The sequence below is a fragment of the Burkholderia sp. AU33545 genome (genome assembly GCF_020419685.1).
Lineage (GTDB): Bacteria > Pseudomonadota > Gammaproteobacteria > Burkholderiales > Burkholderiaceae > Burkholderia > Burkholderia diffusa.
On the sequence record NZ_JAIZRQ010000001.1, the window covers coordinates 514,202 to 529,324 of the forward strand.

General features: G+C 64.3%; 13 protein-coding genes and 1 other RNA gene. 10 read left to right on the top strand and 4 right to left on the bottom strand.

Annotation, left to right across the window (positions count from 1 at the left end; all coding sequences use genetic code 11):
- Positions 1 to 95: 95 nt before the first annotated feature.
- Together LGM71_RS02335 and LGM71_RS02340 are read left to right on the top strand one after the other, a co-directional pair.
- Positions 96 to 365 (top strand): hypothetical protein, encoded by a 270-nt coding sequence (locus LGM71_RS02335; protein WP_124623574.1) that lies wholly within the window; start codon positions 96 to 98, stop codon positions 363 to 365.
- A gap of 310 nt (positions 366 to 675) precedes the next feature.
- On the top strand, positions 676 to 1,029 hold the full coding sequence (locus LGM71_RS02340; protein ID WP_059599002.1) for a DUF4148 domain-containing protein: 354 nt from the start codon (positions 676 to 678) through the stop codon (positions 1,027 to 1,029).
- Positions 1,030 to 1,289: 260 nt separating this feature from the next.
- Here the strand turns inward: LGM71_RS02340 and ssrA are convergent.
- The 4 genes from ssrA to ompA all read right to left on the bottom strand — a co-directional run bounded on the left by ssrA (position 1,290) and on the right by ompA (position 3,926).
- Positions 1,290 to 1,659: a transfer-messenger RNA gene (ssrA, locus tag LGM71_RS02345) on the bottom strand.
- Positions 1,660 to 1,676: 17 nt separating this feature from the next.
- On the bottom strand, positions 1,677 to 2,393 hold the full coding sequence (locus tag LGM71_RS02350) for an HAD-IA family hydrolase (protein ID WP_124904413.1): 717 nt from the start codon (positions 2,391 to 2,393) through the stop codon (positions 1,677 to 1,679).
- 13 nt (positions 2,394 to 2,406) lie between these two features.
- Positions 2,407 to 3,105: a bifunctional 2-polyprenyl-6-hydroxyphenol methylase/3-demethylubiquinol 3-O-methyltransferase UbiG gene (gene ubiG / locus LGM71_RS02355; RefSeq protein WP_044844843.1), complete on the bottom strand. Its 699-nt coding sequence runs from the start codon at positions 3,103 to 3,105 to the stop codon at positions 2,407 to 2,409.
- A gap of 152 nt (positions 3,106 to 3,257) precedes the next feature.
- Entirely contained in the window at positions 3,258 to 3,926 is a 669-nt protein-coding gene (gene ompA, locus LGM71_RS02360) for an outer membrane protein OmpA (RefSeq protein ID WP_006400736.1), read from the bottom strand.
- A 536-nt stretch (positions 3,927 to 4,462) separates the two neighbouring features.
- On the opposite strand from ompA, the gene gyrA reads away from it, so the two are divergent.
- The 8 genes from gyrA to rpsA all read left to right on the top strand — a co-directional run bounded on the left by gyrA (position 4,463) and on the right by rpsA (position 15,102).
- The gene (gene gyrA, locus LGM71_RS02365) at positions 4,463 to 7,066 is read left to right on the top strand and encodes a DNA gyrase subunit A (protein WP_059599005.1); all 2,604 of its coding nucleotides are present in this window, start codon (positions 4,463 to 4,465) and stop codon (positions 7,064 to 7,066) included.
- Positions 7,067 to 7,149: 83 nt separating this feature from the next.
- Positions 7,150 to 7,749, top strand: coding sequence for a DUF2059 domain-containing protein (locus LGM71_RS02370; protein WP_011883810.1), 600 nt, complete (start codon positions 7,150 to 7,152; stop codon positions 7,747 to 7,749).
- A 161-nt stretch (positions 7,750 to 7,910) separates the two neighbouring features.
- A complete protein-coding gene (serC, locus tag LGM71_RS02375; RefSeq protein WP_059530019.1) occupies positions 7,911 to 8,993 on the top strand; it encodes a 3-phosphoserine/phosphohydroxythreonine transaminase in 1,083 nt (360 codons plus the stop codon).
- Positions 8,994 to 9,026: 33 nt separating this feature from the next.
- Positions 9,027 to 10,109 (top strand): prephenate dehydratase, encoded by a 1,083-nt coding sequence (pheA, locus tag LGM71_RS02380; protein WP_226113904.1) that lies wholly within the window; start codon positions 9,027 to 9,029, stop codon positions 10,107 to 10,109.
- Positions 10,110 to 10,296: 187 nt separating this feature from the next.
- The gene (locus LGM71_RS02385) at positions 10,297 to 11,223 is read left to right on the top strand and encodes a prephenate dehydrogenase/arogenate dehydrogenase family protein (RefSeq protein WP_226113906.1); all 927 of its coding nucleotides are present in this window, start codon (positions 10,297 to 10,299) and stop codon (positions 11,221 to 11,223) included.
- Between the two features lie 20 nt (positions 11,224 to 11,243).
- On the top strand, positions 11,244 to 12,548 hold the full coding sequence (aroA, locus tag LGM71_RS02390; RefSeq protein ID WP_059530011.1) for a 3-phosphoshikimate 1-carboxyvinyltransferase: 1,305 nt from the start codon (positions 11,244 to 11,246) through the stop codon (positions 12,546 to 12,548).
- Positions 12,549 to 12,561: 13 nt separating this feature from the next.
- Entirely contained in the window at positions 12,562 to 13,248 is a 687-nt protein-coding gene (gene cmk, locus LGM71_RS02395) for a (d)CMP kinase (RefSeq protein ID WP_059599008.1), read from the top strand.
- A 141-nt stretch (positions 13,249 to 13,389) separates the two neighbouring features.
- A complete protein-coding gene (rpsA, locus tag LGM71_RS02400) occupies positions 13,390 to 15,102 on the top strand; it encodes a 30S ribosomal protein S1 (RefSeq protein WP_059599019.1) in 1,713 nt (570 codons plus the stop codon).
- Positions 15,103 to 15,123: the final 21 nt, after the last annotated feature.

The following is a 15,123-nucleotide window of genomic DNA, read 5'->3' on the forward strand; positions in this document are numbered from 1 at the left end:
CGCGCGCGAACCGCGCTGCAGCAGCGAGGGATTTGCGCTACGCTTGCCGCTTGATCAACGTTCCAACAAGCACGCCGTTCAGGCGTCATCCCGCCATGAAACTATCCGTTCCTTTCTCCGCGGCAGCGTTGACCGCAGGGCTTCTTGTTGCCGTTTCGCCGTTGGCGCTCGCGCAGAATTCACCCGGCCTGCCCGGCGGGATCCTGAGCGACCAGTTCCGCCTGAACGAGCATCCGCAGATGCCGTTCGCGGCGTCGGCGCCGTCGCAGAAATACCAGAACGGCAAGAAGTCGGCATTGCGCCGCAAGGGCGATTTGGGGGACCCGAACGGCTGCAACCTGAAGTGTCCGATGGACACACAATAAGCAGGCGCTGACGCGCCGGGTTGTCGACGCCGCGATCGTTTGTCCAACCCGCGCCGTTGCCGCGCGGTTCCTTTCGAGCCCCGCAGGGTGTGCTGCCCGGCGGGGCTTATGCTTTGTGGCTCGGCCTCGCATAGTGTGATCGTGCGGGGGCTGGACCAGATCCGTACCATCCTAGGGTTAACCCTTGTTTCGGGAAGGATGTCTTCCTGAAACCTGCCTTATTCTTAAGCACGCGCCTACATAAACTTCGGTTTGTCAGCGATGAACGGGTGTTCACCGCGAAATCAGACAAATCTGGAGGTAGGTCATCATGAAGTCGCTCGTTCAAGCCGTTGTCGTTGCTGCTGCTCTCGTTGCCCCGGTCGTGTCGTTCGCGCAGTCCGGCTCGGCACTCACCCGCGCACAGGTTCGTGCCGAACTGGTTCAGCTCCAGCAGGCCGGTTACAACACCGCCCGCGGCGAAGATCCGCATTATCCGGAAGCGATCCAGGCCGCCACGGCGCGTGTCGCAGAGCAACAGCGCAGCGCGCTCGCCCAGGCGCAAGGCGCCGACGCCAGCGGTTATGGCGCGCAGGTGCAAGGCGCATCGGCAGCGGGTTCGCGTGCGATCGGCGTGCGTCCGGCCAGTGCAGAAGAAATGAAGTCGCTGTATCGCGGCAGCTAAGCTGCTCATCGCCCGGTGAGGCCGTGCTGCGCGTGCGATGACGCGTCGCGTGCCGGGCAGGGTGCCGTCCGCCGCGGTCGATCACCGTGCGGGCGACGCCGAACATCCGTCACCTCCTGCCGTCGGAATGCTGGCGGCATTCCGCCCGGCCCGTCCGGGGCTGGGCGCTTTTTCGGAAGGCACGGGACGTTCGGCTTCCCCGGCAACAAAAAACCCCGCAGACTCGCGTCGTGCGGGGTTCGTGCGTCAAGCGCGAAATTTGGTGGAGGCGGCGGGAATCGAACCCGCGTCCAGAAGCGCTCCACGACTAGTTCTACATGTTTAGTTCAGTCATTTGATTTAACCGCAGCGACGCGGACGAACACGCTGCACTACGGCGATTCGCTAGATTTTCGACCCTGGCGTCGCGACGCCGACAGGGCTTAACTGACGTAAATGACCTCTGGCGGTATTGCTACCGGTCTTGCGACACTAGCCCGTCAGTGAACTAGGCAGAGGACGGCGGCCGTTAGGCTGCCAGTGCGAACGTATCGTCGTTTGCAGTTACGATTTTCCCATTGATTAACGAGGTGACGGGTCCTCGACATGCCCTAGCCGCTTCACAACCCCTGTCGAAACCAGGTCGCCCCCGCGGATAAGATTCACCATTATAGCCCAACATGGCGCAGCAGTTCGCGCAGTTCCTGCGTCGTGCCGACGAGATGCTGCGCCTGCCAATCAGCCGGCGCGACGCCCTCACCGCAGTAGCCGTACGCGGCCGCGACCGTCGCCATCCCCGCCGCGCTGCCAGCCTGGATGTCGCGAAGATCGTCGCCGACGTAGACGATGCGCTCCGGCGCGAGCGTCATTTGTTCCGCCGCATGCAACAGCGGGGCCGGATGCGGTTTCGAGTGCGGCGTTGTGTCGCCCCCGACGATGCAGGCCGCGCGCGGCGCGAGGCCGAGCAGGTCGGCGAGCGGCGCGGTGAGACGCATCGCCTTGTTCGTGACGATGCCCCAGCGCACGCCGCGTCCATCGAGTTCGTCGAGCACGTCGCCGATGCCGGGGAACAGCACTGTGTGCACGCAGATGTCGGTCGCGTAATTGGTCAGGAACTCGTCGCGCATCGCATCGTAGCCGGGCGAATGCGGATCGATTCCGAATGCGCCGCCGAGCAGGCCCCGCGCACCGGCCGATGCCAGCGGCCGCAGCACGTCGAGCGACGTTTCGGGCAGGCCGCGCACGCGCTGCATCTTGTGGACTGCAGCGGCGAGATCGGGCGCCGTGTCGGCGAGCGTGCCGTCGAGGTCGAACAGCACGGCATCGCAGTGCAGCAGGCGCGGCGCGTCGAATGCGGGCCGCTCGGTCGAAAGGGGAATCGTCATGCCGGTCGGAGGGTCACGCGCCTCGGCGGCACGCGACGAGATAGTTGATGTCGGTGTCATTCGACAGCGCGAAGCGCTTGCCGATCGGGTGATAGGTAATACCCTTGATCTCCACGATGTGCAGATCGGTCCCGCGCACGAAGCTCGCCAGTTCCGACGGGCGGATGAAGCGCGCGTAGTCGTGGGTGCCCTTCGGCAGCATCTGCGCGATGTACTCAGCGCCGATTACCGCGAACAGGTAGGACTTCAGGTTGCGGTTCAGCGTGGAGAAGAACACCCAGCCGCCCGGCTTCACGAGCGTCGCGCACGCGGCGACGACGCCGGCCGGCGAAGGCACGTGCTCGAGCATCTCCATGCAGGTGACAACGTCGTAAGTGCCCGGCTCGCGTTCGGCGATCGCTTCGGCGGCGATCGCCTCGTAGTCGACCGTGATGCCGCTTTCGAGGCTGTGCAGGTCGGCGACGCCGAGCGCTTCGGTCGACAGGTCGATGCCTTTCACCTGGGCGCCGAGCCCGGCCATTGATTCGGACAGGATGCCGCCGCCGCAGCCGATATCGAGTGCGCGCTTGCCGGCGAGGTGCGCATGCGAATCGATCCAGCCGAGCCGGACCGGATTCAGGTCGTGCAAGGGCTTGAATTCGGCATTCGGGTCCCACCACCGATGGGCGAGGTCGCTGAATTTCTGGAGTTCGTGCGGATCGGCGTTGGTCATGTCGGCAAACGGGCTACGGAAGGAGGGCGGTGCGTCGGTACGTCAGCCCCGAGTATATAAGGGGGCGCACAACGAGGCCAGCGAGCGCCTGGGCGGGCGTCAAAGAAAAAGCCCCGCCGGAGCGGGGCTTTGAAGCAGTCGAAAACCGCGGCTTACTGCGCCGGAACGGTCGTCTTCTGGACTTCTTGCGTACCGACCACTTCGACTTCCACGCGGCGGTCCGGTGCGAGGCAGGCGATCAGTTGCTTGCGGTTCTTCTGGTTGCAGCCGGTCGTGACCGGGTTGCGCTTGCCCTTGCCTTCCGTGTAGATCTTGTTGGCCGGGACACCCTTGCTGACCAGGTACGACTTGACAGCTTGCGCGCGGCGCAGCGACAGACGGTCGTTGTACTTGTCCGAACCGATGCGGTCCGTGTAGCCCGTAGCGACGACCACTTCCGTGTTCATGCCCTGGATCTTCGAAGCCAGTTCGTCCAGCTTTTGCTTGCCCAGCGGCTTGAGCGTTGCCTTGTCGAAGTCGAACAGTGCGTCGGCTTGGTACGTGATCTTCTGGCTCGTGATGGCCGGAGCAACCGGAGCGACCGGCGGCTGCGGTGCCTGGGCGACCAGTGCGCCATCGCACTTCGCGTTGGCGGTGGCCGGCGTCCAGAACGCGTCACGCCAGCAGAGCTCGTTCGTGCCGTTCATCCACACCCATTCGCCCGTGCCGTTCACCCAGTTGTCGTTGACGGCTTGACGCGACGCCGGCACCGACTGTGCCGAAGCGGATGCAGCCATAACTGCGGTAGCTGCAATGAACGCGAGCTTTGAAAGTTTATTCATATTTCTCCTCTCGAAATTGAGATTACCGCAGGTTTACTGCGAGCCTGTTGACGGTGACAAGTCATACATTGCTCGAAGTATAACATTGGTGCGGCACAAAAAACGCGGCACCGCTCTGTGTAGACTTCGAGCAGCGTCTAACTTTCAGTGCGTTGGCATTTTGCCATATCGTTCCCTTCCTACGAAAAAAAATCCTCCCCACCCCAAGATCGCTTCAACTTTGTGGTGCATGCGCAACACCTGCTTGCCGTAACTTTCAGAGATTGTCAAGAGTGTGTCCGCGAAATTGCATGAAGGGCCGCAAGGGTTTACGCGCATGCGTGACAAGGGTCCGAGCGCCCTGGGGTTCCTGAATGGGGCGCAATCATGGCCGGTCCGGGATGCCTTTGCCATGGGCCGTGATTTTTGCTGTTTACATATAGAGGGGGTGGCGAATTGGCGGCTGATGCGTGCATGTTAGAATCTCGCGTTGCGTTGCGCATGCAGCGCCCACGCGAAAGGCGTTCGCCGTCTTCGCTCCGAAACGATACGGATACATGGATCAATTCGCCAAAGAGACCCTGCCCACCTCCCTAGAGGAGGAAATGCGCCGTTCGTATCTCGATTACGCGATGAGCGTGATCGTCGGACGTGCCCTTCCGGATGTCCGCGATGGCCTGAAGCCCGTGCACCGGCGCGTACTGTTCGCGATGCACGAACTGAACAACGACTGGAACCGCGCGTACAAGAAATCGGCGCGTATCGTCGGTGACGTGATCGGTAAGTATCACCCTCACGGCGATACCGCGGTGTACGACACGATCGTGCGGATGGCGCAGGACTTCTCGCTGCGCTACATGCTGATCGACGGACAGGGCAACTTCGGCTCGATCGACGGTGACAATGCCGCGGCGATGCGTTACACCGAAATTCGCATGGCGAAGATCGGTCACGAGTTGCTCGCCGACATCGACAAGGAAACGGTCGACTTCGAGCCGAACTACGACGGCAACGAGATGCAGCCGTCGGTCCTGCCGTCGCGCATCCCGAACCTGCTGATCAACGGCTCGTCGGGTATCGCGGTCGGCATGGCGACCAATATCCCGCCGCACAACCTGAACGAAGTCGTCGACGCGTGCCAGCACCTGCTGAACAACCCGGAAGCGACGATCGACGAACTGATCGAGATCATCCCGGCGCCGGACTTCCCGACGGCCGGCATCATCTACGGTGTCGCCGGCGTGCGCGACGGGTATCGCACCGGGCGCGGCCGCGTCGTGATGCGCGCGGCCACGCACTTCGAGGAGATCGACCGCGGTCAGCGGATGGCGATCATCGTCGACGAGCTGCCGTACCAGGTGAACAAGCGCTCGCTGCTCGAGCGTATCGCCGAGCTCGTCAACGAGAAGAAGCTCGAGGGCATCTCCGACATCCGCGACGAGTCCGACAAGAGCGGCATGCGCGTCGTGATCGAGCTGAAGCGCGGCGAAGTGCCCGAAGTGGTGCTGAACAACCTGTACAAGGCGACGCAGCTGCAGGACACGTTCGGCATGAACATGGTCGCGCTCGTCGACGGCCAGCCGAAGCTGCTGAACCTGAAGGAAATCCTGCAGTGCTTCCTGTCGCATCGACGCGAAGTGCTGACGCGCCGCACGATCTACGAACTGCGCAAGGCGCGCGAACGCGGCCACGTGCTCGAAGGTCTCGCGGTCGCGCTCGCGAACATCGACGAGTTCATCGCGATCATCAAGGCAGCGCCGACGCCGCCGATCGCGAAGCAGGAGTTGATGGCGAAGCCGTGGGATTCGTCGCTCGTGCGCGATATGCTGACGCGCGCCGAGGCCGAGAACGCGTCGGCGGGCGGCCGCTCCGCGTACCGTCCGGAAGGCCTGAACCCGGCGTTCGGGATGCAGGCCGACGGGCTGTACCGTCTGTCCGACACGCAGGCGCAGGAAATCCTGCAGATGCGTCTGCAGCGCCTGACCGGTCTCGAGCAGGACAAGATCATCGGTGAGTACCGCGAAGTGATGGCGCAGATCGCCGACCTGCTGGACATCCTCGCGCGCCCCGAGCGGATCACGACGATGATCGGCGAGGAGCTGACGGCGGTGAAGGCCGAATTCGGCGACGCACGCCGCTCGAAGATCGAGTTGAACGCGACCGAACTGAATACCGAAGACCTGATCACGCCGCAGGACATGGTCGTCACGATGTCGCACGCGGGCTACGTGAAGTCGCAGCCGCTGTCCGAGTATCGCGCGCAGAAGCGCGGCGGCCGCGGCAAGCAGGCGACGCAGATGAAGGAAGACGACTGGATCGAGACGCTGTTCATCGCGAACACCCACGACTACATCCTGTGCTTCTCGAACCGCGGTCGCGTGTACTGGGTCAAGGTCTATGAAGTGCCGCAGGGCTCGCGCAACTCGCGCGGCCGTCCGATCGTCAACATGTTCCCGCTGCAGGAAGGCGAGAAGATCAACGTCGTGCTGCCGGTCAAGGAGTTCTCGGCCGACAAGTTCATCTTCATGGCAACGTCGCTCGGCACCGTGAAGAAGACGCCGCTCGAAGCATTCAGCCGCCCGATGAAGAAGGGCATCATCGCGGTCGGCCTCGACGACGGCGACTTCCTGATCGGTGCGTCGATCACCGACGGTGCGCACGACGTGATGCTGTTCTCCGACGCCGGCAAGGCCGTTCGCTTCGACGAGAACGACGTGCGTCCGATGGGTCGCGAGGCGCGCGGTGTGCGCGGCATGCAGCTCGAGGACGGGCAGCAGGTCATCGCGATGCTGGTCGCGGGCAGCGAGGAGCAGACCGTGCTCACCGCGACCGAGAACGGCTACGGCAAGCGCACGCCGATCACCGAGTACACGCGCCACGGCCGCGGTACGAAGGGTATGATCGCGATCCAGACGTCCGAGCGCAACGGCAAGGTCGTGGCCGCGACGCTCGTCGACGCCGAAGATCAGATCATGCTGATTACGACGGCCGGCGTGTTGATTCGCACCCGCGTATCCGAGATTCGCGAGATGGGGCGTGCCACGCAAGGTGTTACACTCATCAGTCTCGATGAGGGTACCAAGCTTTCTGGCCTGCAGCAGATCGCGGAGGCCGAAGAGGGCGATGGCGAGGCCGACGAGGCGTCGGACGGCGAAGCCTGAAGAACGGATGAGACTCTGGCCGCCGCGGGCGTGAAGCGCCGCGGCCGGCGAGCAACCATTCATATTTCCAAAAGGGAGTGATGATGCAAAAGCAATTCAAGCAACTGGTTCTGCTGGCTGCACTGGTGCCGACGTTCGCGATGGCGCAAGCGCTGTCGAATTCCGCACCGGCTGCGACCGCGGCAGCTGCGCCGATCGACGCCGACAAGAAGGCGGCGATCAAGGATCTGCTCGACGCGATCGACGCGCCGAAGCTCGTGTCGGCAATCGGCAACAGCGCCGAGATGCAGGCAAAGCAACTCGTGCCGGCGATCCTGTCGGACGCGCTGTCGGAAAACAAGACGCTGAACGACAAGCAAAAGCAAGCCGCCGTGCCGACGCTGCAGAAGAACGCGGTGCCGAAGCTGGTTGACGGCGCGGGCAAGGTGTTCGGCACGCAGCAGTTCCAGAACGACGCGATGTCGGCTCAGTACGACGCTTACGCGAAGTACTACAGCACGTCGGAGATCAAGGATCTGACGACGTTCTACAAGAGCCCGACGGGCCGCAAGTTCATCCAGGTTCAGGATCAGGTCGGTCGCGACGTGGTCAACGGCCTGATGCAGAAGTACATGCCGCAAGCGATCCAGGCAACGCGTACGCAGGCTGACAAGGAAGTCGCGGCAGTCAAGCCGGGCAAGTAAGCCGTCCGGGCACGCCGCCCGGCCGTTCGGCCGGGTTTGGCGGGAGCCTGATGACAGTGCGATAATGGCCGTTTGCGCGCGAGCGCAAGCGGCCATTCCTTTTCTGGCGCGGTTCTTTCTGCCGGCGGCAAGCCGGTCGCGTCCCTCCCGAGGTTTTCACGATGCGCGTCTTTAATTTCTCCGCCGGTCCTGCGGCGCTCCCCGAGGAAGTGCTGCGGCAGGCCGCCGACGAAATGCTCGACTGGCACGGCAGCGGCATGAGCGTGATGGAGATGAGCCATCGCGGCAAGGAATTCATGTCGATCCACGAGGCAGCGCTGACCGACCTGCGCGAGCTGCTCGATGTGCCGGCCAGCCACCGGATCCTGTTCCTGCAGGGCGGCGGCATTGCCGAGAACGCGATCGTGCCGATGAACCTGCTTGGTTCGCGCAAGACCGCCGACTTCGTCGTGACGGGTTCGTGGTCGCAGAAGTCGTTCAACGAAGCGAAGAAATACGGCACGCCGCATCTGGCCGCATCCGGCAAGACGGCCGACGGTTTCACGCGCGCGCCCGCCCGCGCCGAATGGCAGCTGTCGGACGATCCGGCCTACGTGCATCTGTGCACGAACGAGACGATCGACGGCGTCGAGACGTTCGAGATTCCCGACCTCGGCGACGTGCCGCTCGTCGCGGACGTGTCGTCACACATTCTGTCGCGTCCGATGGACGTCGCGAAGTACGGCGTGTTGTTCGGCGGCGCGCAGAAGAACATCGGGATGGCCGGCGTGACCGTCGTGATCGTGCGAGAGGATCTGCTCGATCGCGCGCTGTCGATCTGTCCGTCCGCATTCGAATGGAAGACCGTCGCCGCGAACAACTCGCTGTACAACACGCCGCCTACTTATGCGATCTACATCGCGGGCCTCGTGTTCCAGTGGCTGAAGCGGCAGGGCGGCCTCGAGGCGATCGAGGCGCGCAATATCGAGAAGGCGAAGCTGCTCTACGACACGATCGATGCGAGCAGTTTCTATCTGAACAAGGTCGAGCCGGCGGTGCGGTCGCGTATGAACGTGCCCTTTTTCCTGGCCGACGAAACGCGCAACGAAGACTTCCTTGCCGGCGCAAAGGCGCGCGGGCTGCTGCAGCTGAAGGGCCACAAGTCCGTCGGCGGCATGCGGGCGTCGATCTACAACGCGGTGCCGCTCGAGGGCGTGAAAGCGCTCGTCGAGTACATGAAGGACTTCGAACAGCGCGGCGCCTGAGCGCGCGCTGTTCAAACAGCACGGCAACTACGCATGGACGACGAACTGAATTCCCGCCTGAAACCGCTGCGCGACCGCATCGACGCGATCGACGCGCAGCTGATCGCGCTCATCAACCAGCGCGCCGCGGTGGCGCTCGAGGTGGGCGAGGTCAAGAAGCATTTCAACGCGCCGGTGTTCCGGCCGGAGCGCGAGCTGCAGGTGATCGCGCGCCTGCAGGACATGAGCGCGGGACCGCTCGCGAGCGAGCACATTAGCGCCATCTGGCGCGAGATCATGGCCGCGAGCCGCGCGCTCGAACAGACGATCCACGTCGCGTTCCTCGGGCCGGTCGGCACGTACAGCGAACAGGCGATGTTCGAGTACTTCGGCCAGTCGATCGAAGGGCTGCCGTGTCCGTCGATCGATGAGGTATTCCGCTCGGTCGAGGCAGGCGCGTCCGCATTCGGCATCGCGCCGGTCGAGAACTCGACCGAAGGTGCGGTGTCGCGCACGCTCGACCTGCTGCTGCAGACGCAGTTGCTGATCAGCGGTGAACTCGCGCTGCCGATCCATCACAACCTGCTCACGCAGAGCGGCACGCTCGACGGCGTGACGCGCGTCTGCGCGCATGCGCAGGCGCTCGCGCAATGCCAGCAGTGGCTTGCCGCGAACGCGCCCCAGCTCGAGCGGCAAGCGGTGTCGAGCAATGCGGAGGCCGCGCGTCTGGCGGCGGCGGATCCGGGCGTCGCGGCGATCGCAGGCGACCGCGCAGCCGCGCACTACGGCCTGCAGATCGCGTTCTCGCTGATTCAGGACGATCCGCACAATCGCACGCGCTTCGTGATCGTCGGCAAGCAGCCGGCCGGGCAGAGCGGTCACGACCAGACGTCGCTGATCGTGTCGGTGAAGAACGAGCCGGGCGCGGTGTTCAAGCTGCTCGAACCGCTCGCGCGGCACGGTGTGTCGATGACGCGCTTCGAGTCGCGCCCGGCGCGGGTCGGCACGTGGGAGTATTACTTCTACATCGACATCGAAGGGCACCGGGACGAGCCAGCCGTGGCCGCCGCGCTCGCGGAGCTCGGCCAGAAGGCCGCGTTCCTGAAGATACTCGGTTCGTATCCGCGCGCGCGCTGACGCGCAGCGGCCCGTCGCCTGCACTGAGCAGGCGGCGCGGCGAAGCGGGCGGGGCAGGCCGGGCGGCGCTGCCCAAGGCGGGTTCGGGCGGTATCCGGTGCAGGTCGCGCCGGGTGCGGGCCCGTTGCCCGGAATCTGGACTTCCGTGCGCGGGGCGTCGTTCCGCGCGCGTCACTTGGCTCTTGTCGTGTCAGGCTTTGCATTCAACAAACTTGTCATCTTCGGCGTCGGCCTGATCGGCGGATCGCTGGCGCGCGCGCTGCGCGAGCGCACACCGGGTGGCGCGGGCGAAGTCGTCGGCGTCGGTCGTTCGCGTGCAACGGTCGATCGCGCGCTCGCGCTCGGCGTGATCGATCGCGCGGTGGCGCTCGACGACGATGCGCAACTGCGCGACGCGCTTGCCGGCGCCGATCTCGTATTGCTGGCTGCGCCCGTCGCGCAAACGGGCCCGTTGCTCGCGCGCATCGCGCCGTGGCTTGACGCTGCGACGATCGTCACCGACGCTGGCAGTACCAAGTCCGACGTCGTTACGGCGGCACGCGATGCGCTCGGTGCGCGGATCGCGCAATTCGTGCCGGGCCATCCGATCGCCGGGCGCGAATCGAGCGGCGTCGAGGCCGCGCTGCCGGATCTGTACGTCGGTCGCAATGTCGTGCTGTGTCCGTTGCCGGAGAACGCGCCGGAAGCGGTCGCGCGGATCGACGCGATGTGGCGGGCGACCGGCGCCGACGTGCGCACCATGAGTACGGCGCAGCACGATCGCGTGTTCGCGTCGATCAGTCATCTGCCGCACGTGTTGTCGTTCGCGCTCGTAGAGCAAATTCTCGGCGAGGCGGATGCCGAACTGAAATTCTCGTACGCGGCGGGCGGCTTCCGCGACTTCACGCGGATCGCGGCGTCGAGCCCGGAAATGTGGCGCGACGTGTGTGTCGCGAACCGCGCGGCGCTGCTCGATGAGCTCGACGGCTATATGCGCGTGCTCGCCCGGCTGCGTGCGGCGATCGACGCCGGCGATGGCGCGGCGCTCGAAGCCGTGTTCACTCGCTCGCGCGCTGCACGCAAGGCCTGGCAGGAACGTGGCGCGCAGCCCGCTGCCGAACCGGTCAAGAAATAACAGGAAACAGGACGATTCCCATGGACTATCTCGATCTCGGCCCATATTCCAGCGCGTCGGGTACCGTGCGCCTGCCCGGCTCGAAAAGCATCTCGAACCGCGTGCTGCTGCTCGCGGCCCTTGCTGAAGGCGATACGACGATCACCAACCTGCTGGATTCCGACGACACGCGCGTGATGCTCGACGCGCTCGGCAAGCTTGGTGTGAAGCTCGCGCGCGAGGGCGACACCTGTGTCGTCACCGGCACGCGCGGCGCGTTCACCGCGAAGACCGCCGATCTGTTCCTCGGCAACGCGGGCACCGCGGTGCGACCGTTGACGGCGGCGCTCGCAGTCAACGGCGGCGACTATCGTGTGCACGGCGTGCCGCGCATGCACGAGCGGCCGATCGGCGACCTCGTCGACGGCCTGCGGCAGATCGGCGCGCAGATCGACTACGAGCAAAACGAAGGCTTTCCGCCGCTGCGGATCAAGCCTGCCGCGATCACGGTCGACGCGCCGATCCGCGTGCGCGGCGACGTGTCGAGCCAGTTCCTCACCGCGCTGCTGATGACGCTGCCGCTCGTGAAGGCGAAGGACGGCAGGATCGTCGTCGAAGTCGACGGCGAATTGATCTCGAAGCCGTACATCGACATCACGATCCGGCTGATGGCGCGCTTCGGCGTGACCGTCGAGCGCGACGGCTGGCAGCGCTTCGTCGTGCCGGCCGGCGTCCGCTACCGTTCGCCGGGGCGCATCATGGTCGAGGGCGATGCATCGTCGGCCTCGTACTTCCTCGCGGCCGGCGCGCTCGGCGGCGGCCCGCTGCGCGTCGAGGGCGTGGGGCGCGCGAGCATCCAGGGCGACGTCGGCTTCGCGAACGCGCTGATGCAGATGGGCGCGAACGTATCGATGGGCGACGACTGGATCGAAGTGCGCGGCATCGGCCATGACCATGGCAAGCTCGAGCCGATCGACATGGACTTCAACCTGATTCCCGACGCGGCGATGACCATCGCGGTCGCGGCGCTGTTCGCGAGCGGCACGAGCACGCTGCGCAACATCGCGAGCTGGCGCGTGAAGGAAACCGACCGCATCGCCGCGATGGCGACCGAACTGCGCAAGGTCGGCGCGATCGTCGAGGAAGGCCCGGACTATCTGGTCGTTACGCCGCCGCAACGGCTCACGCCGAATGCAGCGATCGACACGTACGACGATCACCGGATGGCGATGTGCTTCTCGCTCGTCAGCCTGGGCGGCGTGCCCGTGCGGATCAACGATCCGAAGTGCGTCGGCAAGACGTTCCCCGACTATTTCGACCGCTTTGCCGCGCTCGCCAAAGCCTGACCCGACAGTTCCGATGAAATCGACCCGACCCTTTCACCCGACCCCCGTCATCACGATCGACGGTCCGACCGCTTCCGGCAAGGGGACCGTCGCGGCGCTCGTCGCCGCGCATCTCGGCTTTCACCTGCTCGACAGCGGCGCGCTGTACCGGCTCGCCGCGCTCGCGAGCGTGCGCTACGGCATCGCGGCGGAGGATGTCGACGCGCTCGTGAAGCTGATCGACGATCTTCACATCACGTTCCGCGAGGGCTGCGCGCAGCTCGACGGCGTCGACGTGTCGAACGACATCCGCGCCGAAGCGGTCGGCAACCGCGCGTCGGCCATTGCCGTGCACGGGCCGGTGCGTACCGCGCTCGTCGCGCGCCAGCGCGCGTTCCGCAAGACGCCGGGCCTCGTTGCCGACGGCCGCGACATGGGCACTGTGATCTTCCCGGACGCCGTGCTGAAGGTGTTCCTGACGGCCAGTGCCGAGGCTCGCGCGACCAGGCGGCATAAGCAATTGATGCAAAAAGGTTTTTCTGCTAATATTGATAACTTGCTCCGGGATCTTCGTGAACGTGACGCGCGCGACAGCAATCGCGCAGCCGCGCCGCTGAAGCCTGCGGCAGATGCCAAGCTGCTCGATACGTCGGCGCTTTCGGTTGATGAAGCAGTCGACCAGGTGCTGCAGTGGTACCGAACGCTCGGTCAGCCCGCCTGAGAAGGCGGGCAGCAGTAGGTGCTTTGCGCGAGAAGCGCGGAGCGTGTTTCGAACCCTTAACCCCGTGTGGCTTCGATCTGGCCCTTTCAGCCTGCCATTCCGGCCGGCGTGGCACAGCGATCCATGCACAATCAGATTTTTATGTCCGACCTGCAAACCTCCAACCCGAATACTGAATCTTTCGCGGCTCTGTTCGAAGAGTCGCTGACCCGCCAAGACATGCGCGCCGGCGAAGTGATTTCCGCCGAAGTCGTGCGCGTCGACCACAACTTCGTGGTCGTCAATGCAGGCCTGAAGTCCGAGGCTTACATTCCGATCGAGGAATTCCTGAACGATCAGGGCGAGGTTGAGGTGCAGTCGGGCGATTTCGTGTCCGTCGCGATCGACGCACTCGAAAACGGCTACGGCGACACGATCCTGTCGCGCGACAAGGCGAAGCGCCTTGCATCGTGGCTGTCGCTGGAAAAGGCTCTCGACAACAACGAACTCGTCACCGGCACGATCACCGGCAAGGTGAAGGGCGGCATGACCGTGATGGTCAACGGCATCCGCGCGTTCCTGCCGGGTTCGCTGGTCGACACGCGTCCGGTCAAGGACACGACCCCGTACGAAGGCAAGACGCTCGAGTTCCGCGTGATCAAGCTCGATCGCAAGCGTAACAACGTCGTGCTGTCGCGTCGTGCAGTGATCGAAGCAACGCAAGGCGAAGAGCGCGCAAAGCTGCTCGAGACGCTGAAGGAAGGCGCGATCGTCAACGGCGTGGTCAAGAACATCACCGACTACGGCGCGTTCGTCGACCTCGGCGGCATCGACGGCCTGCTGCACATCACCGACATCGCATGGCGTCGTGTGCGTCACCCGAGCGAAGTCCTGTCGGTTGGCCAGGAAGTCACCGCGAAGATCCTCAAGTTCGATCAAGAGAAGAACCGCGTCTCGCTGGGCATCAAGCAACTGGGCGACGATCCGTGGGAAGGCATCTCGCGCCGTTACCCGTCGGGCACGCGCCTGTTCGGCAAGGTCACGAACATCACCGACTACGGCGCATTCGTCGAAGTGGAATCGGGCATCGAAGGCCTCGTCCACGTCTCGGAAATGGACTGGACCAACAAGAACGTTGCTCCGTCGAAGGTTGTCCAGCTGGGCGACGAAGTCGAAGTCATGGTCCTCGAGATCGACGAAGACCGTCGTCGTATCAGCCTCGGCATGAAGCAGTGCAAGCCGAATCCGTGGGATGACTTCAGCCGCAACTTCAAGAAGGGCGACAAGATCACGGGCGCAATCAAGTCGATCACCGACTTCGGCGTGTTCATCGGTCTGCCGGGCGGCATCGACGGCCTGGTCCACCTGTCGGACCTGTCGTGGAGCGAAGCCGGCGAAGAAGCCGTTCGCAAGTACAAGAAGGGCGACGAAGTCGAAGCGATCGTGCTCGGTATCGACGTCGAGAAGGAGCGTATTTCGCTCGGCATCAAGCAGCTCGAAGGCGACCCGTTCAGCAACTACGTTGCAATGAACGACAAGGGTTCGATCGTCGACGGCGTGGTGAAGTCGGTCGATGCGAAGGGTGCGGTCGTCACGCTGACGGGCGACATCGAAGGCTACCTGCGCGCGTCGGAAATCTCGCAGGATCGCGTCGAAGACGCACGCAACGTGCTGAAGGAAGGCGACAAGGTCAACGCGATGGTGATCAACATCGACCGCAAGTCGCGTGGCATCAACCTGTCGATCAAGGCGAAGGATTCGGCTGAACAACAGGAAGCGATCCGCGGCCTGCAGTCGGACACCAGCGCTGCTGCGACCGGTACGACCAACCTCGGCGCGCTGCTGAAGGCGAAGCTCGACGGCCAGAACCAGTAAGCCTCACGAGGTCTGCTGAAG